We start from the raw sequence: 22,256 nt of genomic DNA on the forward strand, positions 1-22,256 counted from the left end.
CGGTCAATCGTGGAGAACCTCTGATGGCACGAGGCATCACCGAAAAAGAAGTTCATCACGCGGCGGATGCGCTGCTTGGCGCCGGCGAACGACCGACCGTCGAACGCGTGCGAGGCTTTCTGGGCACCGGTTCACCCAACACCGTGGTACGGCACCTCGAGAGCTGGTGGCCCAGCCTCGGTGAGAGACTGCAGGCAAAGCGGGGCAGTGCGGCCGTACCCCATGCACCGTCCGTGGTCACCGACCTGGCCTCGCAGCTGTGGGAAAGCGCCCTCGCCAGTGCGCGCGCAGTCGTCGAGGCTGAACTGGCCAGTGACCGCGCCCAACTGAGCCTCGAGCAGGATGCGCTGGGCGAAGAATCGGCGGCACTGCGCGCCGCTGCCGAGCAGGCGCGTATCGACGCCGGCCTAGCCCAAACGGCTCTGCACGCCGCCGAGCGGCGCCTTTGCGACGTAGGGGCGCTGGTGGAGCAACTGAAGGCGACCATCTCTAGCCTGCAGACGCAACGAAACACTGCCGTAGAGCAAGCGTCCCAACATCAGGCGGCATTGGCCGAACATCTGGCCCATCTGCAGCGCCGTGACGATGAGCTGGTGCAGGAGCGCCGTCGTCAGGCTGACTACATCCGCTCGGTAGAAGAACGGGCCCACGCCGAGGTGGACCGAGGGCGTCAGGAAAGCGTTGCGCTGCGCAAGCAATTGGAGGCCTTACGCCGGGCATCGCAAGCCAGCGAGACCGCAGCCGCCGAGAAACAGACGCTCCTGACCCAAGCGCTTGCCGAGGCAAAGCAGGACGCCGCCGTAGCCCGGTCCGCTCTCCAGGCGCTGCGGGCGAAGCCGGCGCCGGCCCCCAAATCGCGCCGAAAACGCACTCAGCCCGTGTCCCGGCCGCCGGCCAAGCCCAAGAAGTCACGAGCAGCCAAACTCCCAAAGGGGTAGCGGCGGTGCCGCCGGCGCCACTCTACAATCCTCCCATTGAAGGTTTGAGCAGGAGGATCCATGGCTACCGGGGCATGTCGTTGCGGCCAGGTGAGCTTTACCACGGCCTCCGAGCCAGTCCGCTGCGGCATCTGCCACTGCATGGATTGCCGGGCGAGGTCAGGCGCGCCGTTCATCGTGTTCGTGATCTTTCCTTTAGCCGCGGTGACGATCCGGGGCGCGCGTCGACCGGTGCCCAGCGCGAGCGGAGTGCGCGAAGCGTGCGCGACCTGCGGCTCGATGGTCTGCTGGATCGATGATCAGACTGGCGAAATCGAGCTCTACGCCGGGCTTTTCTCGGCACCAGGTCTGTTTAAACCTGAGTATGAGGTGTGGACCCTTCGTCGGGAACCGTGGCTGCCGGCGCTGCAGCTTGCGCAGTACCCGCGCGATCGCCCGAAACGCTGACGCCGGTCCGGCCTGCCTCGCGTGTGCTTGTTCTCGCTGCAGGCGAGAACGCCGAGCGCTACGTCGTTGCCACAGCGTATGCGAGACCCCGTCAGAGAAAAGCCCGCGCGTGGCGACGAGTTCGAGCGGTAATGAGCGCCCTCGATGTTTGTACATAAGGGCGGACGCACACCGCCCGAGTGGACGTGTTGTGCGCAGTAAACGATGGATTAGCGTAAGTCCATGATATACAAGAATGTACGTTGACAATGACCGGCCGATTTGTGCGCAGTTCCCACCACGCCCATGTGCACAGTTTTCCGAGGTACGCAGTTAATAGGGGGTAATCGCGAGAGTTGCGCACACCTGCGTGCCCACTTTTCTATGTTCTGTTATCCGGAACGCTTAGTTCTAACGGACGCCGCCGGAACCTTCTTGCCCGGTACGGTGGGACGCCTACGGTTCGCGGCGTCTGCGTGCTCAAGAGCATCTGCCTCGCCAAAGAGGCGCAACATCATAGGTCGCTGACGTATTAGGACCCTGACTAGTTCTTGGCGACTGAATACGACGAGAAGCCAAGGCTCTGTTAGGTGCGGCCTGTCGCGAGCCATGCTGTAGAGTTCTGGAACATAGCGGGAGAGGGCGCATCTCAGTCCCTGGGCATAACCGCTGCAAAGAACCGCACGGCAGGCATTCAGAAGGATGCGTGCCTCGTGCGCTGACAGTTGCCCCAGGTCACCAGCGGCCAAGCTGTTATCGACCACAGCATCGATTAACTGGGCTATAGCCCCGTACGATGCGGGGTGCACGCAGGTCAGATCCAGATACTGGTCGCCTGCTACTCCGGTCGGCGGAAGCAGGGTAATCGAACTGGTATCCGGCCACCGGGCGCCCTTAAAACTAGCGGGGAGCGCTAGGCCGAGGCCCGCAAGGAACAGTTGCATTTCGCGTGCGGTTAAGACGTGGGGTGGCAGCTTAAGCGCCAAATTCGACGCAACGTTTGACAGCGCGCGACGCATGTTCTCTGGGATATGAAGGAACCCAGGTCGGCTCTTCCTGACCACCTCTAAGAGTTTTAGATTCCTTGCAAGATCAAGCGCTTGCGAGGAGTCGCTGCGGCGTTGTGCTTCGACTTCCTCAGAAGTGTGGCCCTCCTCTTCATCTGATCTTGGGTAAGAAACCAGGTCCGCGAGCGCTGCGAATGATGCCGTTCCCGCATCAGGAGAGAGGAGAACGGTCTTCACGCGAGCTCGCTCCGCCCACCCAAGGTATGACTCGACGCATTCGCCCGAGCGGTGGGGGCAGCGTTGCGTTGCCGAAAGAGTGGCATCGGTATCGAGGAGCTCATTCTCGCACCCGCCGCACCTCAGGTTTCCATCGAGCGTCCATGTCGGCTTAACGTTGATGTTGGCGCCGCACTTCGCGCACTGAGTTATGAGTTGGACTTTGTGCCACGAGCACTCCTTGATCCACGGAAGTTGGTGGAGGAGTGTGTGGTAGCCAATGCGCAAGCAGACCGGGCAATAGCGAAACTTCCACGGGTCATGGAAGAGCTGTTTGTCCGATCGGAAGGGCAGCCATGCGTCGAGACTCCATGTCGTAGGAGCTTGTTCCAGCCCGAGTGATCTAGCAAACGATGCCATCCGCGCTCCCGAGAAAGTCAGCGTTTGGGAAATGTCATCGTCCCTGCCAAGGCGGAGTCCGAAGGCTCGAAATAGATCCCGGGGAAGTAACGCATTGAGCCGCACTAGGCGACTGAAGATGCCGAACGCTGATGCCCCTGGCATCGAAGTCAGGGTTCCTCCAACCCAGAGCGATTCGTCCATCGGCGCGATTCGAGGGAGGCCTTCGCTTCCCCTCTCATCACAGAGGCGCCGTGAGGTGGCCGGCGGATTGGGGTCCATTAGTGCCTCCCACGAAATTCAGGCTCCAAAGGGAGATAGCACGCGTGATTGAGTGCGTTCCGGATGTCTGGTCGCGTGAGCTCGATAAAGTCGGGGTTGTCGCCGGCGATGCGCACGAGTACGACGTATACGAAGTGCTCGAAGGACTGCATAGGCCATTGTGCCACCGGTCCTATGCTTTGTTCGGCGCGCATCTCATTGATCACCTCTCTGATTAGATCGATCTGCGAACCTAACCGCCATCCGAGGCCATATGCCTTTGGTGCAAAATACTGTGTGTACGTGACTCCCGAGTCAGGTGGCCACATCATGATTTCATCGTACTCTTTGAATGCCAGGGCAACATCGGAAAGGGTATGAGTCGCAAGATCGGCTTCCGGAACTTCCCATAGAAGTCCCGTGTAATGATGAGTCGATGTGAAATATCGACCTGCAATTTGAGCGGGTGGTGTCTTGTCCATGCCTTCAGGGCCGAATCGCTGCGTGTCACACTGATTGACGAGGAAGTGAAACGTGCGCACGAACTTCTCTAGCTCGTTATCGATGCTTAGAAGAGTGTCGTATTCTTCAGTGGTAAATCGGTTGGCCTCGTTGAAGATGAGTGAAACAACTTCTGCTCCCGTGCGTTGTATCTGTTCGCGAAGCATGCGAGTAAAACGAAAGATCGTTTGGTTACTGAAGTCTGTCTTGAAGGCTTTTTGGCCGTGATGTTCGAGGAGGCCAACCACGAAGTATCCCTCCGAAGACTTTGTTGGCTTCGTGTAGCTGTACTCGACGATGTACATGCTATATGGACGCCATGTCTCCGAGGCGGATAGCTGCCTTGCGCCACACGTCTTTCCGAAGCGAGCGAAACCCTCAATCCAAACTGCTGAAGATCCGATCTCAAGACTGCTACGGCTGTGGGTGGCCAGGCGTTCGGCCGGACGAGTGAGAATGATGGGGCGTTGTGCTCGATGCATAGGATGGCGATTATCGAATGTCATGTTCGAATATCCAGTGTAGAGACGGCCGAGATGGTTAGCGAAGACGTACCGGGCCGCCGCGTGGAGGCAGACCGACGAGCGGATCGATTGCCGGTGACGTAGTGGCTTTCGCTGAGGTAGTAGTGGTTGGCGCCTTACCCGATGCGACAGCATCCGCGGCCCATTTCATCGTCCTTGCTCGCTCTCGTACATCCGCGTGATACGCCTCGATTGCGTCCTCGATACTTTCGTCCTGAGATTGCTTCGTTCGCCTCCAAAGCTCGGCGCGTCGACGCATGCGAAGACTGTGTGGAGAGCGAGCGTACGGAGGAAGCGCTTTTAAGAGAGCGTACGTTTCGCCGGAATCGTCGAGGAGCTGTAGATACCTCGCGTCGGTATCTTCTATGTAGCCGGAGAATTTCTTTCCGATAAGGTCCCAGCGAGTGTTCATCTTGTCGCTTCGGTATGTGGCATAACCGAAGTTGGCGTGGGGTAGAACACCCGTCGATTTGTTTCCGCGGATCGTTACCTCGACATGAAATTTCTTCATCGCGCGTGCGTCAGAAGCGCTCTGTGTTGACTGCACCACGAGTGCTCCTGATGCGAGGTGGCGCTCAGTAACTTCGCGAGGGCTTCGATCATTCTTTTTCGCATGCGCGCGTACGTTGTAGGTCGTAATCGCCACGTCCATAAAGTCTTCGAGAAGGTCCTGGAAAATCGGATAGTCCTTTGGATTTCGACGTGATATGCGTTGCTCGGCTCTAACGTTGGTCTCGGGCTCAAAGCCGCCGGCCAAGAACCTTAAGACCTCTCGCTCCATTTTCTTGAAGAAGGCCTCAATGGTCCCGCGTGTCTGAGGTATACCCGCGACGCCAAAGTGGTAAACCCAGTGATGATTTTGAAGCAGGACTCGCCGTGCGTGCTTGGCTATGTTCCCTGAGAAGTTGTCCAGCGAGAGAATCAAGGGAATGAGCGGCAGGCCATCTGATGACGGCATCCAGGCGTTCGGGAGATACGAAAGATGCGTTCCGCTAAGTGTGCGAGGAGACCAAACGGTCAAGGCGTTAGAAAGGGTTTGGATGAAGTCGAACTGATCGTAGGCCGGGCCAATCACGAGGTGCCAGGCGACGCATGCGCGCGAACCCAGGTCGAGCTTCGCGAGAAGCCAAATACCGGTGATAGGGGCTACCGTATAGGTACCGTCTGATAGCGGGATCGCTGTCCACTGATCCTTCGCGTCGATCCAGTGCGCGTCGAACTGCGTCTCAATGAACGGGTCCACAAGGCCGAGGTCATCCAAGCGCGTGAGAGATGGAGGCGCATCCAGGTTCATTGAAGCGTCGGCGGCCTCAGTCCGCTTGCGCTTAATGTAGTTTGCTAGGGCGCGCCTGCCGTTGTCACGAGTGTTGAAGGGGTACGATGTGTCGATCCCGAGTGCTTTGAGGATTCGTCGCATCTCTTTGTTCAGTCGGTCGAACGCCGGGCTGCTTTGCGTTTTCGACGGTAGCCGACCCGTGAATTTGGCAATAGCCACCCCGAGCTCCGGCACTGCGCTAACGAGCCGGGTCATTGCATGCGATGTCGCTACCGTGGGTGCTGCGCCCGTCCGCGGCTCAGACGATCCAAATCGAGCGCCCGGCGTGCACACAGCAAAGCCGAGGATTTCGCCCCGTGGCCCAGGCTGGATTGCCACTTCCATCATTCGGTAGAGCGTCCTCGGATGAAGCCCGTAGCGCTTTGAGATCGCGTTTACTGACGATCCATGGACGAGATCAATTAGGGCGGCGACGCGCGTATTTATTGACTTGGCCTTCGCAGGATCAGTCTTCTCGATGTGATGGGTGTCAGGGCGCGGGAGTGCCAAGATCGTGTCATGCTCCTGCTGTGTGAAGCGGACCTTCATCTTGCTGCCCTCCACTCTATGAGAGTGTGTCGCGTTAGCCCGTGTGCCAGGTCGAACCCAAGGACGCCAAGGCAAGCAAGCTCGCAGATAACCGCATGGAGGTCGGGCGCTGGAATCGGCCTCAGAGCCTCCTCGACTTGGTCAATCCTGGCGCGCTCAATCTGCGCGAAGTAGGCAGATAGGCGTGATCGGATTGCGAGGTTGTTGTCGAGAGACTGGGCGAGTTGACTAAAGACGAGAAGGCGATTGCGCACGATCGTTCGCTGTCCATCGACGCGGATATCGAACTCGGTGACAAGGCGAACATTGATTCCCGCGTTCCATGCGGCGTTTGCAATAAGTTCGGCGTCGAGAGCAGTTCTCGCGCCGCCCGGGATGGTGCGACAGGCTGCGTCCGGCACTACGAGAATGAACTCCTCTCTCCCCGTGCGCGTTAGCGTCCAGAAATCAAGTTCGACCGTTCTCTCCGCCACCTGAAGGTGGCGCGGTCGTTCGACATAGGCCAGGGTTTCCGGGTGGCACTCGAGTTTGAGCGCAGTACCGAACGCGGCTAGTCCGGCCACTTCGACCGACCGCTGCTCCTTGACGGAGAAGAACCCGTAGACGTCGAGCTTTTCGAATTCTCGCCGTCCGAACCGCCTAGGCGCGACGGGCCGAGGACGGCGATCATGCAGGTGCGCGGTTAGAGCTGGTGTTTGCGTGCGGTCTTGATAGCTCAGGGGCACGTGGCACCTCCGCTGCATAAGCGAACGTTGCGGGGTCTGCCAGGTCGGAGAAGTCGGGGTGACCCGGTTTTTGCCGTACCGCGGACGCCGGGCGTGAGGAGCCGGGCGGTACGGACTTGCTTGCAACTCGCCGGGGCGCGTATCGGCAGCCGCCGACACAGGGCAGCAACCGGCCAGCCGACCGGGATTTCCGGCCAGGAGGTAGGGGGGGGGCGTCATTGAAGGTTCCTTAGGGCGAAGATTGCCCGTTCCCGCGAACCGGTAGGTATGCAGGTGGACGGCGGCAAAAAACGGAGGTATCCTTCGGGCTGCAACTGCTCTAAGGTTTCACCCCACCCCCGGTTCGTACCCGGGGGTTTTTCGTTTCTACCGTTCTGAGTTATTCGCGAGTTTCGTGATCGGTCGCGTCCCTCCGTAAGAGGTTGTGGTGTTTGGTCGCTGGGCTCCCGCGACGGGATGTCTCAGCTGCGGTGCTCTTGAGCGAATGGTGCTCAGGATCCGGCCTCTTCCTGACTCGTTGCGTCGAGACTGGAAAGAAGTTCGGCCACCGCGTCGACTGTCGCGAACCACCCACGGCGAGGCGGCATCTGCACTAGCACGAGCGGGAGCTGGCGCCGGGAATGCGCCTTCTTAATGGCCCCCAGGGATGGGTACCGCAGGACCGTGGCCAAGTCCGACATGGTCAATACGTCTCCGTACCGCGTCCTGAGGTCGGCCTCGCGCTCGTCTCGTGTTCGCATGTCGCTGAATGTCCAGTTCAGTCCTCGGCAGGGCGACGCTAGCCAGAGAGCCCCCGAACCGATAGTGCAGTATTTGAGCTGTTATGGTGGTGGGCGAATTACTGATCTAGACTAGCGTTCGTCATTGTGATAGGCGACGCTTCGTGAGAACAGCTGCCCGGATCCTTGCTACGAGGCTTTGGTATCGACACGTCATGTTGCACGTGACGCCGGAGTCGTCTGTCAAAGCCCTAATTTCACGATTTGATCGATTTTCCACGGTGCACCTAGGCGTCGGGCTCGATCCACGCCTCGTGGGCCGGTGGGCAAGGGGCGAAGGATCCGTGGGCGGTGGACACATTCGTCGCGTTGAGAGTGAATTTCCTGGTACGGCGATCGTGTACAGCATCGCGACACTGCTTCGACCGGGTGCGTTTCGATCGCGGCATGCAACTCAGTCCGTAGCTTCCCTGACCGAGCCGGCTGCCTCGGGAGGCCTTGGCTGGGTATTTCCTGCTCCAGCTGGCACCGCAGGTAAGGCGAGTAGGGGCAGCACGGTTACGTGGGATGATTCGGCGAGCTTGGCGTCAAGGGGAGACTTTTTATCGTTTCTCGCCGTCCTCGTGTTGTTGCGCCAAGCGGCGTCGGTGGGCTCGTTCGGCGAAGTGCAGCGGCACGCGACAAACCTGATCGAAATGCTTCCTGGAATTATTTCGTTGGGCTGGGTGCGGCCGGATGTTGATCTCCTGCTTCAGTGTCTCGGGGACATGATGAGGGGCCCGAAGTGGCTGGGCGTGCCGAGAGGCATTGACTGGGAGGCATTTCGATACCTCATTGACTCGTGTGACGTTATAGCCGGCGAAAGGCCTGTCCTCATCGCGCAAAAGGAGGGGCTTGGTGTGCCATGGGACTTCGCTTCGGGACGACCGGTGCCTCTATTGCCCGACGTTGCGCCCCTTTGGAGCTACGTGCGGCCGGCGAAGCCGCCGCCGGAAACGCGGAGCCCGCGCCAGCTGAGTCTTGGGGGCGTCCCGTGGCTGGATGAAGGCCGAAGGACACTTCGCGCGCGTAGGAAAACTGCTCCGAGGTGAGGTGCGGTTTCTGAAGCGGGAATTGACTGGCCAGTTATTGATGCCGTCGCGCTCAACCTGTTCACCACAGCCGTAACGGCGGCAGGCTCGACTTCGAGAGGAGCAGTAGGCCGCCAGTCGTACGGCGTCAGCTGAGCACTCCTCGTCGATAGTCGCTGGTCATTGGCTAGTCGTTGTCGTCAGTTCGGTTATGCCGTCGGTTCTTGTGCCTCTCGGCGAACCGTTCGATGAACTCTGACATCGCTCCCCTAAACCGGAAAACCTCCGCGGGAATAGAAACACCAAGGTCGCGGGAGATGTCGGTCGCATATCGAATCTGAGCCTCTGTAGGCAGCTTGAGGTCCGGATCAAGGCACTCAGCTAGGCTTGACGCGAAACACTCGGACAAGCGGTCGTAGAGCTTGTCGGCCACTTTTGACTCGACGGCGCGATCCATCTGCAGCTCCCACGGCTCCCGCCGAAGCCCAGTATCACGAAGGGCAGCGCCAGGGCCAGCATCTGCGGGTTGTCCCAGGGCAGCGCTTTGACCCAACCAAACGCACCCTTGTCGCCACGCAGGCGCGATGCGACTTCTACCGATGCGCAGATGGTGAACACCGTGAGCAACTTGGGCACGGCGACCATCGCAGTGAAGACCGAATGGAGGAACTTGAACCCGGCACCGACTTGCGGATCGGCAACAGGTGATGGATGCCAATGGGCATCGAGAACACAAGGAAGAGCACGAAGGTGACGCGGCCCATCGTGTCGCTGTTGAGCCGCCCCCCGATGGCGCGCGGCACGATCGTGTAGAAGGCGATGTAGGCGGGCATCAGCCAGAAGTAGACGATGGCGTGGAGCGTCCACGAGGACAGCACCCGTGACAGGCCTGCGTTGATCGTCGTGCTCCAGCCCAGCGCCACAGGAAGGATCTGGAACAGCAGTTCAGAGGCGGCGCCCACAGCGGTCCAGCCCCACAGATACGCGCCGGCAACCGTAGCAAACATCGTTAGCGGGACGGGTTGACCCGGGTGCGCGCGTTTGCAGGCGTGGAGGTTCACCCCCATCAGTGCCACCCAGATCCACGAGCCCACCACCACGAGCACGACGCCCAGGTAATACGAGGCATGGCCGACCATGGGCGGGTAGAACGTGTAGAGCACGGTGTCCAGGCCCAGCGCTACGGGCACGAGCGCGAGGATGGAGCCCAGGATGATCAGCCCACAACCGGCCCACGCCCAGCGCCGCCCGATCAGAGCCTGGCGCAACGACAGTTCGGTGAACGCATAACCGAACCCCACGGCCACCAGCGTCGGGAAGACGTAACCCATCACCGTGCCGTGCGCCGTGACGGAGCGGTAGTAAAGGTCCGCGTTGTGAAGCCAGGCCGCGAGCGGACTGCGGATGAACATTTGCCACTTGCCCAATAGGATCGCCACGCCGAACGCGCCGAACGCGAGCCAGAAGTGGGCCAGGACCAGGCGCTTGTTATAGACCACAGCTCGCCCTTCTGGCATGGTCGGTCAGCCGCATAAACGCGTTCTTGTCGACGACTTTCACGTTGGCCCACATGCCTTCGTGGCCCGTGCCGCAGAACTCGTGACACGGCATCAGATGGTCGCCGGGGCGGTCAAACGTCGTCTTGAACGTCGAGATGAACCCGGGCTCGATCATCAAGTTCATGTTGGTGCCCGTGATTAGCATCCCGTGGATCACGTGTGCGCTCGCCCTACGGAACGTAATGAGCGTGTTGGCCGGGACCACCAGGCATTGGGGCGTGAACGAATATTGCTGACCGATCACGCGCACCTGTCAGCAACCACTAAAGAGTGTCGCAACGCGTTCCTTCACTCTAAGTTCCCGAAATAGTTGAGGTAGCCAGTTATTATCGTCGTGAAATATCTGCCGTTATCGCGACTTTGTGACATGAATAAGCGCGCTAGTGAAGTTTCGCGACACAATTGAGCGCTCGCATGGCGCGGCGTGGCGAGGTCACTTTTCTCATGGGGCGGGCGAGGATGGCAGGGGATCTTGCCGGAAGTGCCGTTGATGAGGCGGGCGTCCGCACCGCCGTGCAGCATGCCCTCCCCCCCAAGCCGGCGTGTTTGCAAGGTCAACGGCTGGTTCCTAGGGAGCGGCTGCCCAGCGATGGCGGACTACCGGCACCCTCGGTATCATATCAATAATCATTCGCATCTGGCCGGGGCTTGGTAGAGCGCTATTACAACGAACTGTGGGGCTTCCTGCGCGGGCAACTCCATGATGGCGACGCCGCGGGCGATCTCGCCCAGGAGGCTTACGCACGCGCCCTTGGCGCGCAGGCGGCGGGGCGCGAACCGCGCGATTTCCGCAGCCTGTTGTATCGCATCGCACGCAACCTCATCGTCGACCGGCACCGCCGCGCCAGCGTCCGCCAGCACACCGACATCGACGCGGTGCACGATCTCAGCGCCCCCGCGGCGGCTCAGCCCGAGAACGCCGCCGCCGCGCAGCAGCAGGTGGCCGCCATGCTTGCCGTGATCGACGCGCTACCGCCGCGCTGCCGCGAAGCCTTCGTGCTGCACAAGTTCGAGCAGCTGCCCCATGCGGAAGTCGCCGCGCGCATGGGTATCTCCCGCAACGCCGTGGAGAAGCACATCATCCGTGCGCTACTGGCCTGCCGGGCCTGCGACGACCGCTACAATCGTCCCTGATACGCCACCATGTCAGGTTATCGAAGGCTGGCGCGTCTGCCCTGCACGCCACGGAACTTTTGATGCACGGAACCCCTCCCACCGATCGCGACCACCCTCGCGAGCGCCCCGCTACCGCCGACGAGGCCGCGGCGAGCTGGCTTGTGCGTTCGCACGGGGGGTTGTCGGACGCCGACAGCCGCGCGCTGGCCGCGTGGCTGGCCGAGGATCCCGCGCATGGCGTGGCGTTGGAGCGCCTGCGCAAGACGTGGCGCTTCCTCGATGACGTGGCCCCCTTGCACCGGCGCCGGCAACGCCGGGCACGCCTTCGCCGCGCGGCGTATGCCGCGGCCGCCGCGGTGTTCGTCGCCACCGTCGCCGGGGGCGTGGCATGGTGGGAACGCGCGCCACCGCCCACGGTGGCATCCGTCGTCTACCAGACGGGGCGTGGCGAGCAGCGCGAAGTGGCGCTCGGCGATGGCACCACAGTGTGGCTGGATACCGGCACGCGGATCAGCGTGCGGCTATCCGCATCCGCCCGCGCCGTGTCCCTGGCCGCGGGCCAGGCGCTATTCGATGTAACGCACGACGAGGCGCGGCCCTTCACGGTGGATACCGCCACCGCTCGCGTGCGCGTCCTGGGCACCCGCTTCAGCGTCCGCCAGACGCCGGTGGGGCTCGTCTCGCGCGGCACGGGGGTGTCGGTCAGCCGCGGGCATGTCCAGGTCACCGACCCGGAGGGACGCGGCCATGTCGACCTGCTGGCCGGGCAGGCCGCGCACGTGGCGCCTGGCGGCACCCCGGCGCGGGTGGCGACGGCGGTGGGCGAAACCTGGCGCGAAGGCCGCGTGGTATTTGACGATACCCCGCTGGCGGATGCCGTGGCCGAACTCGAGCGCTATGGCGACACCCATCTGGTCGTGGCGCCCTCGGCACGCGCGCTGCACATCACGGGCAGCTTCTCGGCGCGCCAGCCCGAGGCCTTTGCCCGCGCCGTGGCCCACATCCTCCCGGTCGACCTGCAGCGGCGCGGCACCGAGGTGACGTTCACGGGCCGCGCCAGCCAACGCTAAGCTGGATGTCAGGTTTTCCCGGGCTGGTGCGTCTACGTCCATCGCACCATCTCCAGGGATACCGTTCCATGCGCTTCCGCCCCGTTGCCCCGGCCACCCTCGCCGCGGCGCTCGCCCTCGCGCTCGCCACCGCCATCACGCCCGCTTTCGCCGCCGCGCCCCGCGAGGTGGCCGTGGATATCGCGGTGCCCGCGGCACCGCTTGGGCAGGCATTGACCACGCTCGCCGCGCAGCTGCACGTGCAGCTCGCCGTGGACCCGGCCCTGGTCCGCGACCTGCAGGCACCTGCGGTCAGCGGCCATTTCACGGCGCGCCAGGCGCTATCGCGGATCCTTGCGGGCACGCACCTTGTCGCGACGGAACAGGATGGCGTGCTGCTCATCCAGGTCAGCAGCGACGCACGCGCGGCCACCACCGCCCTCGATGCCGTGACCGTCACCGGCCTGACCTCGGGTTACGTGGCCCACGAGACCACCGCGGCCACCAAGACCACCACCCCGCTGCTGGAGACACCGCAGTCGATCACGGTGATCACGCGCGACCAGCTGGATGCGCGTGCCGTCCAGAGCGTGAGCCAGGCGCTGCGCTACACACCGGGCGTGCTCGCGGAAGAATTCGGTGGCGTCGAGACGAAGGCCGACTACTTCTCCCTGCGCGGCTTCCCCGACGCCAACCCCTACCTCGACGGCCTCTCCACGCTCACGTACTTCACGGTGCTCGCGCCGGTGATCGAGACCGAAGGCCTGGACCGCGTGGAAGTGCTCCGTGGCCCATCGTCCGTGCTGTACGGGCAGGCCACCAGCCCGGGCGGCATGGTGAACGTGGTGAGCAAACATCCGCTCGACACGCCGTTGCACGAGGTGTCGGCGGCCACGGGTTCGTATGGCCGCGCCCAGGCGTCGTTCGACATGTCCGGCCCGCTCGACCGCGACCGCCACTGGCTTTACCGCGTGACCGGGCTGGGCCTGGACACCGGTACGCAGACCGACCACGTCCGCGACAAGCGCGTGTTCATCGCGCCGGCCATCACCTGGGCGCCCTCCGAAGACACCCACCTCACGCTGCTGACCCATTACAGCTACCGCGACGCGAACAGCCCGCCCAACGACCTGCCGCTGCAGGGCACGCTCTACGGCAACCCCAACGGCAAGATCCCCTCGGATTTCTACGACGGTGACCCGAACTTCGATCGCTTCGCGCGCCGTGAATACGCGGTGGGCTATGAGTTCGAACACCGCTTCAGCGACCTGTTCACGTTCCGCCAGAACGCCCGGTATGCACACGCGAACCTGCGCTATTCCATCATCGGCGCCGCCGGGCTCGAGGACGACCTGCGCACCCTCGATCGCTACGCGTTCCGTACGGCGGCGAGCAGCGACGTCGCCAATGTCGATAACCAGGCGGAGTTCCGCTTCGACACGGGTGCCGTGCGCCACACCGTGCTGGCAGGCGTGGATTACCTCCATGCCGGCGACCGCTGGGCGGAACAGGACCCCGAGGTGCCATCGCTCGACCTCTTCGCGCCGGTGTATGGCATCACGGTGGACCTGCCGCCCGTGGACTACAGTGTCACCCACACCATCCGCCAGCTCGGCACCTACGCGCAGGACCAGCTGCGCATCGGCCAGTGGGCGGCCACGGTAAGCCTGCGCAAGGACTGGGCGAGCACGCAGACCACCGACCGCCTCGAAGACGCACGCGATACGCAGCAGTCGGATCGCTTCACCTGGCGCGCGGGCCTTGTCTATCTCTTTGACAACGGCATCGCCCCCTACATCAACGCGTCGACATCGTTCACCCCGTCGACGGGCAGTTCGTTCGAGGGCACGCCGTTCAGGCCGAACCTGGGCAAGAGCTACGAGGCGGGCGTGAAGTTCCAGCCGCGCGGGCAGAACAGCTATGTCATGGCGTCGGTCTACCAGCTGACCCAGAGCAACGTGCTCACCATGGACCTTGCGCACCCCGAGTTCCAGGTGCAGTCGGGCGAAGTACGTATTCGTGGCGCAGAGCTGTCGGCGGTGGGTGATCTTGGCAACGACCTGAGTTTCATCACGGGCTACACCTGGATGGATGGCGTCCAGCTGCGCAACAACGACGGCACGCAGGGCAAACGCCCGCGCGACGTGCCGCGCAACATGGCCAACCTCTGGCTCGACAAGGCGTTCCTCAGCGGGCCGCTGCGTGGCTTCGGCGTCGCGGCGGGCCTGCGCTACGTCGGTTCGACGTACGGCGACCTGGCCAACACGATCCGGCTGCCCTCCACGACGCTGGTCGACGCGGCCATCCGTTACGAACTGCCACAGTGGCGATTTTCGCTCAACGCGCAGAACGTGTTCGACAAGGAGTACATCGGCAGCTGCCAGGGCGCCGTGGGGTGTCAGTACGGCCTGCGCCGCGCGTGGATGGCGAAAGCCACGTTCAGCTGGTAAGCGCGCGTGAAGCGCAGGGCATTGAGGGCGTGGGATCGCGTGCACACGTGGTCGAGCCTCGTCGTCACCGTTTTTCTCTTCGTGGCCGGGCTGACCGGGTTGCCCCTGTTGTTCAGCGACGAGATATCGGATGCGTTCGATCCCTCCCTGCCCGGTTTGTCGGGGCAGGCGGGGCGGGCACCCGTGGATGCCATGGTGCGCGATGTCGAACGCGCGCACCCCGGCCACGTGGTCGTGGCGACGTTCCTTGATCCGCGGCATGCGCGCGTCACCGTCACCTCGGCATCGTCGTGGGCTGCGTTTCGCGACGATGCCGATAGCGCGGTAAGTACCGTCTTCGATGTCGCGACGGGAAAGGTGGTGCTGGCGGGGCGGGCGGACAATGGGCCGGGCGATGCGTTCATCCAGGTCGTCCACGATATCCACGAGTCTTTGTTCCTGGGCCCGCCGGGTACGTGGGTGATGCTCTTGGTGGCGCTGTGCTTCCTCGCATCGCTGGCATCGGGCATCGTGCTCTATGCACCCTTCAACCGTGGCGTCGGCTTCGCGAACGTGCGCAGGCAGCGCACGCGCACGGCGTGGCTGGATAGGCACAACTTCCATGGCATCGTGCTGGCCGCGTGGGCCTGCGTCGTAGCAGCCACGGGCATGCTCAACGCGCTGGAGCGGCCCCTGTTCGACCGATGGCAGGCGCATGAGGTGACCCCGCGCATTGCGGCCACCGACGTGGGCGCGCCGCCGGTGGGGCCTGCGCGCCGCGTGTCGCTGGATCGCGCCATCGCCGCGGCGAGGCGGGCGACGCCCGGCATGCGTCTTACGGGCATCGTCTTCCCCGGTAGCCCGTACGGCACGCCGGTGCATTTCGTCGCGTGGTCGCAAGGTGCATCCACGCTGACCGCGGAGCTCTACCAGCCGGTGTTGGTCGACGCGCGCACCGCTACCGTGACGGCCGTGCTGCCGATGCCGTGGTACCTGCGCAGCATCGAGCTATCGCGGCCGTTGCACTTCGGCAACGTGGGCGGGCTGGCCATGAAAATTGCATGGGCGGCCGCCGATGCTTTGCTGATGGGGCTGCTCGGTAGCGGCATCTATCTCTGGCTGACGCGCCGACGGCGACCCGGATAGCCTGCTTGGCCAGACAGGCTTGAAAGGATTCTTGAGTCCGGGCCTTCGGACAAGCATTTCATGCCCTACCCATGCAAACTGACCGACGTCCCGTTCCTCCCCGTACGGTCTCGCCCAGATGGCCCCGGATCACCGGTCGACGAAGAATGAAACGTTCGCTGCACCGCCTTGGCCAATCGGGCCTGGCTTCGGTCGATGGCCAGATAGGCAAGCCGCTCCTGCGCTGGGGCCGCCCATGCTCGGTCGCGCATGCCGAGTGGATGATTCCTCCGAAACGCGCATTGGTATTGAGGGGACCAGATCCTTCTTGCCCACACCGCCTTTCACCGCTCGTCAGCTCTTGCAACGGGGCTTGCAGGCTTGAAGATTGCCCTCGATCACATTGCCGCTGGGCGTAGCGCTTCCCCAGGCAGACGGGGTCAAGATCTCTAGCTTCCACGCCCAGGTTTGAGAGGGAATCGACGTCGACCCCTGCCGGATTCTCTGCATAGGGAACTTCCACTATCTGCTCTTACGCGGGCGGTAGCTCGGCCTTCACGAATGTCATCAACTACCACCCCATGCTCGCCTTCTACACCGATGTCGACGGATCGTCAGATGGCCCCGACCGTGGGCTCTCGATAGGACGCACAACTATGAGAAAGTTACTTATTTTGGCCATTGCCACCGGCTCGGTAGTCACCAGGGCGATTGCATTTGCGCAAGCCAGCGGCGGCGCCGCCAGTGGATCAGCCAGTGGTCAAGTGGGGCAAGCCGGACAAGCCGGACAGGCCGGACAGGCCGGATCAACGAGCCAGCAGGATCGGATGGGCCAGACCGGCCGCACCGGGCAGACCAATTCGCCCACTCAACCTGCGCAAAATGGTGCTCAGGGTTCGTCGACATCCGATCCCACCGGCTCGGGGAGTAGCACCTCAGACAGCATGGGAAGCGGTGCCCATTCCGGTCGCGGCAAGACGGGCCAATCCGGCAGCCACACGGGATCGGGTCAGTCCAATGGCTCGAACGCGGGCTCGTCGAGTAGTGGGGGGGACGTCGAATGGATCATCCTCCGGCTCATCCGGGAGCGGCTCCCAGACCCCACCGACCTCGGGCGGTCGATGATTCAAAGGCAGTCGTTTTTGTGCGCCAAAGTCGCGGCTATGAACGATCCGTCGTGGGGCGGTACCCGGTACCGCCCCATGCCCAAAATGGCTCGGCTTGGGGCCCGGCACTGTAACCATGCAAAATAGCTCACACTTATGGCATGCGGTTACGGGCTACCTTACTGCCGACCTCATTAATCGAACAGTATGCAGGGAGCCTCATATCCCTCTCTGTGAGCGGAGCTAACGCGTGCTTTTATGCGGGATCTGGCGAAGAAGAATGTAGAGGGGAATGACTGCGTGCAGATCGGGTGGGTAGGCCAGACGGCGTCGGCTGCCGTCGAGTTGGCCAGTTATGCTGACACGCCACAAGGGCAGGGGCTGTGGCAGGCAATGCTCGACGGTCGGGAGCCGATCACAGCCGATGGAATCGACGTGTGGATCATTGCATGCGATGGGCCGACTCACGCGGTCGGGCTCATCGCCGATGCCAGGGCGACGTTCGCAGCAGCCAAGCCCATTCTTGTCCTACTGCAACGCGGACCGGGCGACGTGACGCGAGCATTGCTGGACGATGGCGCCGACGATGTTCAGGATCACCGTATCGCGACTTCGGAGCTAGCTGCACGAGCGTTGGCCCTCTATCGTCGTAGTAGTCGATCCACCGCTGCGATCACGCAAGTGGGTGACCTTGTCGTTGACATATCCACCCGCCAAGCCACATGGCGAGGCGCCCCATTGCTGCTAAGACCTAAGGTGTTCGATCTGCTTGCTCTTCTGCTACAGAGCGCGCCTGGTCCCGTACCGAGCGCAACGATACGCAAACAACTGTGGTCAAGTGATGCCAATGGTGCGAAGCTACGAAGTGTCGTATGGCACCTTCGGCAGGTTCTCGTCCCGCTTATGGGACCAAGGGCTGTTACGTCTGTGAATAACGAGGGTTATGCGTTGGCGCAGACCATGCGCTACGTCGCACCGGAAGAGGTGCCGGCGCCGTCACCTCTGCGCTAGCGGAGGGCCGCTGCCACCGGTCAGCGAGTGGGCCGTCGTAGGGTAGTGGCTTGCAATTGATGCGTGTAAAGGCGCCAAAGTCCATCGGCGCCTTCGATGCTCAGGTATGCCTTGATGTCATCAGCTGACAGGACGGTGACGACCTCGGCGGCAAATCTAATAGCTTCGCCACGGGATGAGAAGGCGCGAGGCACACCCTCAGGCCGCCAGACATGCCAGATTCCATTGGGGGGTTGGAGGGGGAGGTCGAAAAGGCGCATAGGTTTGCCTGCGTCAAAGGGATACTATGACGCGACGAGACGCGCAGAACACTGCGCCTGGTCGCTGGGGCGCGCGATCCAGTACGCACCTACATCAGCCGGTCCCATGGACGTTTGGCCGGCTTACGAGAATCGGCCTGCTGGGCGCCGTCTCGCCGACGCGCGGGCGTCGCGGATCGGTAGCTTGGTCGTAGCGAACTCTCCACTCCTGACAAAGCAACCACTGGGGCGGGCGATCAACATACGCCCGTACACACCGCTCGTGTCAAAGCGATTTATCGAGGCACGGCAACGTTGATCGCCGCCCCACAGAAAGAGACACCATGGTCCTTCACAAAGCGCACGGTGTTAACGCATACAGCAATCGGCAGGCGGAAAAGCTAAAGTCCCATGCCAGTAAGTGCACGATTGCCCTCTAGGATGGTGCAAGCGCCTGGTCACTGGGAAGATGCTTATACCGTTCCGACGTCGATGCGATTTGATGCCGCGTGGCATCAGCGTCGAAGCCGGTATGGGCTGTGGTGGATCCCCGTCGAGGATGCCGCTCTCATCGAGTATCTGGCAATGGCGCGAGCATGCCTCGGCGACTGGCTGCACCCGCAGTCGAGGCGACAAGCGCACGTCACGATCTTCGTAAACGTCTTCGAACCGGCCGCGCTCCACCGTACCGCCGAATGGACCGCGGCCGCGCAGGTTAGCCAGCGCCCCGATCTGGCACGGCGCGATCGCAGCCCAGTGCTCCTCACATGTCGACACCCGAAGTCCTTTACCGCCGCCGCATGTTTGCCCCTTGACGAGCCGCAAGGACTGATCCGCCGTTGGCGCGCGGCTTTGGGGCGACGCCGTCTCGAAGAGCGAAGCGTGGCTTATGTCCCCCATATCACGCTCGGGGTGTACCGTGCACGGGTCGCCATCGCAGCGGTGCGTGACCGTCTTGCCAGCATGCCAGTGCCGCCCGCGGGCATGCTCGGGAACGAATTGTGCTACGGCAGCTACGACCCGCGCGATATGGCAGGTCCGCTTACACCACGGTGTCGCCTACGGTTGTCCACATCATAGGCCGTTCGGCGACCCCCGCAGATAATCCTGCAGGTGTCACGCCTCCTGACGAAATCGACTTGGTCAGCTGCATTGGCGTGCTTGCCAAGAGGCGCCGACAGTCCGGCCCAAGGCGTATTACCCGTCTCAACGCGACGGGTGGCGTCCATGGAGCGACTTCAAACGCTCGTTTCGAAACCGGAGCGTGTGATCCATGTGCAGCATCCTCGCCCCCTGTCCGAAGCCAAGCGGCATTCGTGGCGTCGCCGAATTCGCGCCGATGGCAGTTGCCCACCGCTCAAGGAGCGATTCGCGCCGACGCAGCGTTTTGAGGCGGCCGCGCGTAGGATGGTCGGCTCCGGTGACGATGGCGAGGTGACAAATGGCGAGCGGCGCATGTCGGTGCGGGCAAGTTAGCTTTGAGGTCACAGGTTCGCCTATGCGTTGTGGCATCTGCCACTGCCTAGACTGCCGGGCCCGCTCGGGAGCTCCCTTTGTCGTTTTCGTGATTTTCCGCCATCACCAAGTCCGCCTCGTCGGCGAGCGAATAGGCATACCTAGCCGATCCGGGCGGCGCGAGGCGTGTGCGCGCTGCGGATCGGCGCTCTGCTGGGTCGACGACGTCGCGGGGGAGATTGAGCTCTACACTGGCTACTTCCTGCAGCCGGGACTGTACGCGCCAAGCTACGAGGTATGGACCGTGCGCCGTGAGCCTTGGATGCCATCGTTTGGTTTGCCGCAGTTTGAGCACGATCGTCCTTTGGCTTGAGCATCTATCACGCGATCGGCGACCATGGGGGCGGCGCGCGGTGGAGAAGGTCAAGTGGGCTAGACCCCGACACGTCACAAGCCTGCGTCAGCCAGCCGAGCTTCCCTTTAAGCGTTCTTGAAAGCGTAAAGTCGCCAGGCATCGCCGCCGAGTCTTGGCCTCGGACAGGACCCGAGCGAGCGGCTCGGGCATACGCAAATGGTAGCCCTGCACCATGTCAACGTTCAGACTGTCTAACAGCCGCAACGCAGCTTCGTCTTCCGCGTATTCGGCGACGGTCTGCAAACCCAGCACGCCGACAACCTTGCAGAAGCTCTTCACAGAGACCATGTCGATTGGTTTTGTGCTGAGCCCGACGACCAATTGACCGTCGATTTTGAGGTAATCCACCGCCAGACTTTTCAAGTAGCCAAACGATGCAACGCCTGCGCCGACGTCGTCGAGCGCTATCCGGATGCCCCGCGCCTTGAGCTCACTTAAAAACTGCGATGCGGCCGCCAGATTCGTCACCGCAGCGGTCTCAGTGACTGCAAAACAAAGCGATTCCACGTCAAAGAGCGCTTGATCGACTTTTGTCGCGGACGAAGCGGTGAAAAGTGGGATCACTTACAAATTGGCCGGATAGGTTGACACCGATGTGCGCACCGCGGGTATTCCGTCTCAAGCGGTCACCGAGGAAGCCGATAGAGTGGGCGACACGTACGGAGCATTGGCATGACCAAGGACACGGCACTAACTCTGGTCGAAAACGCGTTTGCATTCATTCACAACCTGAACGTATTCGCCGCCCTCATCAAGGTGGGCGCAGCCATCCATTACGACCCGACGTTGGTCCGCACGCCGCAGAAGGGGTCTGGTCGCCTACTCCGTGGTGGCCACCGGCATCCTCTACGGCTCGGTGGCGGCCGATGACATCGGATGGCGGCGTTGACTCTCGCGTATCCCGTAGCGCGTCGTGGCGTTCGTCGCGATGGTCATGGTCACCATGGTGACGTAAGGCACCTTCACGGCCGCGGCTCGCATTGCCGGCCGCGATTACGAGCGCGTGGGCGACGCCGAGCCCGCGCCGATGCGTCGCTCGTTCGACGAGCGCCCCGATACGGCGGCCGCTCCATGACGAGGCATGCCAGGTCGGACTGCCGGGTGGGTGCGTATCGGGCGATCTTGCGGGCCAGTCGGTTAGTCGTCGCGTGATCCGGGTGGCTATCCGTCGCCGAGGCAACGGGTGGCCGTGTCCGCAGACGGGCATTGGCCGTCCGCGGACACCAAGGTCGCATTAATAGTCAGCCTATGGCTTGGCTGGCACGCGCCTTGCTGACGAGGTGGGGTCTTAATGCACGGAGACGAACATGTTCTACCTCGTACCGGTCGACCCCGTCCCTGCCGCGATCATCGAAGAGCGGGAAAGTCACTACGACGTCCATGGTGCCACTGAACCGGACATGGTCCGTGACCTCAATGCCAAGGGCCCTGTTGTAGGTGCCGGCCACTACTGGGCGTACACATCGGCCAATGTGAACTTCAACTATCGCACCCGGCAGGCGCATGGCGCATGTTTTCTTGTCTCGCCGTCGGTCGTCGTCAGCATCAATATTGTGTACCCGCAGTGGATGCCCTCAGCGCCGCCCACAGCTGCTGCCGCAAGCAAGTGGGCGAAGCTTGACCGAGCGATTCATGCGCACGAGGGTGAGCACGCGCAGTTGGCGCGTGAACAGGCGCGATCGCTTGTGCGGCTGCTCAGGCGCCATGTATCGGGGAAGACGTGCAAAGCGCTGGATACCGTGGTTGAGCGGGAATCGGTCATCCTCAGGCAGAAGAGCGTCATGGCCAACGAAGCATTGGACGAACGGACCGGCCACGGCTTGAAAGAAGGCGTGGCTATCTCCTGGTGAGTGGACTCGCATGCGCTTTACCGAAAGCGGCGTCGTAGGGCGCACCGGCGTGATGGTTGGCACCGCTAGGGACGCAAGATGACGCTGGAGGAGCCCTGACGCCCTTCCGGCGCCATTGGCGAACGGCAGTATCACGGGTGGGTGCGCGTTTGGCATGCAAGCGTTCTTCCGACCACGGCGATCCGGCACCCGTTAAAGCCGGTAGCCACCGCTCGCTTGGATCGTCTGGACGGTAATCCACCGCGCATCCTC

The 22,256-nt window shown here is 62.5% G+C and carries 17 protein-coding genes; 10 read left to right on the forward strand and 7 right to left on the reverse strand.

The window, feature by feature from the left end; genetic code table 11:
• The first annotated feature begins 23 nt into the window (after nt 1–23).
• Both VI08_RS09115 and VI08_RS09120 read left to right on the forward strand, forming a co-directional pair.
• Nucleotides 24–938, forward strand: a complete 915-nt coding sequence (locus VI08_RS09115) for a DNA-binding protein (RefSeq protein WP_084621388.1) — start codon at nt 24–26, stop codon at nt 936–938.
• A gap of 60 nt (nt 939–998) precedes the next feature.
• Nucleotides 999–1,385, forward strand: a complete 387-nt coding sequence (locus VI08_RS09120) for a GFA family protein (protein WP_045829270.1) — start codon at nt 999–1,001, stop codon at nt 1,383–1,385.
• 1,882 nt (nt 1,386–3,267) lie between these two features.
• Here the strand turns inward: VI08_RS09120 and VI08_RS09125 are convergent.
• The 6 genes from VI08_RS09125 to VI08_RS09155 all read right to left on the reverse strand — a co-directional run bounded on the left by VI08_RS09125 (nt 3,268) and on the right by VI08_RS09155 (nt 10,459).
• Nucleotides 3,268–4,254, reverse strand: coding sequence for a hypothetical protein (locus VI08_RS09125; protein WP_198148892.1), 987 nt, complete (start codon nt 4,252–4,254; stop codon nt 3,268–3,270).
• A 34-nt stretch (nt 4,255–4,288) separates the two neighbouring features.
• The gene (locus tag VI08_RS09130) at nt 4,289–6,136 is read right to left on the reverse strand and encodes a hypothetical protein (protein WP_045829272.1); all 1,848 of its coding nucleotides are present in this window, start codon (nt 6,134–6,136) and stop codon (nt 4,289–4,291) included.
• Entirely contained in the window at nt 6,133–6,861 is a 729-nt protein-coding gene (locus tag VI08_RS09135) for a hypothetical protein (RefSeq protein ID WP_157006521.1), read from the reverse strand. Before VI08_RS09135 ends, VI08_RS09130 begins: the two co-directional genes overlap by 4 nt.
• Nucleotides 6,862–8,837: 1,976 nt before the next feature.
• The gene (locus VI08_RS22015) at nt 8,838–9,107 is read right to left on the reverse strand and encodes a hypothetical protein (protein ID WP_198148893.1); all 270 of its coding nucleotides are present in this window, start codon (nt 9,105–9,107) and stop codon (nt 8,838–8,840) included.
• A gap of 136 nt (nt 9,108–9,243) precedes the next feature.
• Nucleotides 9,244–10,149, reverse strand: a complete 906-nt coding sequence (locus tag VI08_RS09150) for a cbb3-type cytochrome c oxidase subunit I (RefSeq protein ID WP_198148894.1) — start codon at nt 10,147–10,149, stop codon at nt 9,244–9,246.
• The gene (locus VI08_RS09155; protein ID WP_084621389.1) at nt 10,139–10,459 is read right to left on the reverse strand and encodes a hypothetical protein; all 321 of its coding nucleotides are present in this window, start codon (nt 10,457–10,459) and stop codon (nt 10,139–10,141) included. The genes VI08_RS09150 and VI08_RS09155 overlap by 11 nt, the downstream gene beginning before the upstream one ends.
• Nucleotides 10,460–10,857: 398 nt before the next feature.
• Here VI08_RS09155 and VI08_RS09160 point away from each other — a divergent pair, with 398 nt between their 5' ends.
• The 6 genes from VI08_RS09160 (at nt 10,858) to VI08_RS22525 (ending at nt 20,112) form a co-directional block, all read left to right on the forward strand.
• Nucleotides 10,858–11,343 carry an RNA polymerase sigma factor gene (locus VI08_RS09160; RefSeq protein ID WP_045829276.1) on the forward strand — a complete coding sequence of 162 codons (486 nt, stop codon included), beginning with the start codon at nt 10,858–10,860 and terminating at the stop codon, nt 11,341–11,343.
• A gap of 62 nt (nt 11,344–11,405) precedes the next feature.
• Complete coding sequence (locus VI08_RS09165) at nt 11,406–12,395, forward strand: FecR family protein (protein ID WP_045829277.1); 990 nt, start codon at nt 11,406–11,408, stop codon at nt 12,393–12,395.
• A 68-nt stretch (nt 12,396–12,463) separates the two neighbouring features.
• Nucleotides 12,464–14,824 carry a TonB-dependent siderophore receptor gene (locus VI08_RS09170; protein WP_052697793.1) on the forward strand — a complete coding sequence of 787 codons (2,361 nt, stop codon included), beginning with the start codon at nt 12,464–12,466 and terminating at the stop codon, nt 14,822–14,824.
• A 6-nt stretch (nt 14,825–14,830) separates the two neighbouring features.
• Nucleotides 14,831–15,949 (forward strand): PepSY-associated TM helix domain-containing protein, encoded by a 1,119-nt coding sequence (locus tag VI08_RS09175; protein WP_045829278.1) that lies wholly within the window; start codon nt 14,831–14,833, stop codon nt 15,947–15,949.
• A 1,478-nt stretch (nt 15,950–17,427) separates the two neighbouring features.
• Nucleotides 17,428–18,045, forward strand: a complete 618-nt coding sequence (locus VI08_RS22520) for a winged helix-turn-helix domain-containing protein (protein WP_428992141.1) — start codon at nt 17,428–17,430, stop codon at nt 18,043–18,045.
• Between the two features lie 1,737 nt (nt 18,046–19,782).
• A complete protein-coding gene (locus tag VI08_RS22525; protein WP_198148896.1) occupies nt 19,783–20,112 on the forward strand; it encodes a GFA family protein in 330 nt (109 codons plus the stop codon).
• 87 nt (nt 20,113–20,199) lie between these two features.
• Here the strand turns inward: VI08_RS22525 and VI08_RS09185 are convergent, their stop codons facing one another.
• Nucleotides 20,200–20,718, reverse strand: a complete 519-nt coding sequence (locus tag VI08_RS09185; RefSeq protein ID WP_084621393.1) for an EAL domain-containing protein — start codon at nt 20,716–20,718, stop codon at nt 20,200–20,202.
• A 108-nt stretch (nt 20,719–20,826) separates the two neighbouring features.
• Here VI08_RS09185 and VI08_RS21710 point away from each other — a divergent pair, with 108 nt between their 5' ends.
• Together VI08_RS21710 and VI08_RS09190 are read left to right on the forward strand one after the other, a co-directional pair.
• Nucleotides 20,827–21,024 carry a hypothetical protein gene (locus tag VI08_RS21710; protein ID WP_157006524.1) on the forward strand — a complete coding sequence of 66 codons (198 nt, stop codon included), beginning with the start codon at nt 20,827–20,829 and terminating at the stop codon, nt 21,022–21,024.
• A 437-nt stretch (nt 21,025–21,461) separates the two neighbouring features.
• A complete protein-coding gene (locus tag VI08_RS09190) occupies nt 21,462–22,004 on the forward strand; it encodes a DUF922 domain-containing protein (RefSeq protein ID WP_045829281.1) in 543 nt (180 codons plus the stop codon).
• The last annotated feature ends 252 nt before the right edge of the window (nt 22,005–22,256 follow it).

The sequence above is a fragment of the Luteibacter yeojuensis genome (genome assembly GCF_000964085.1).
GTDB lineage: Bacteria > Pseudomonadota > Gammaproteobacteria > Xanthomonadales > Rhodanobacteraceae > Luteibacter > Luteibacter yeojuensis_A.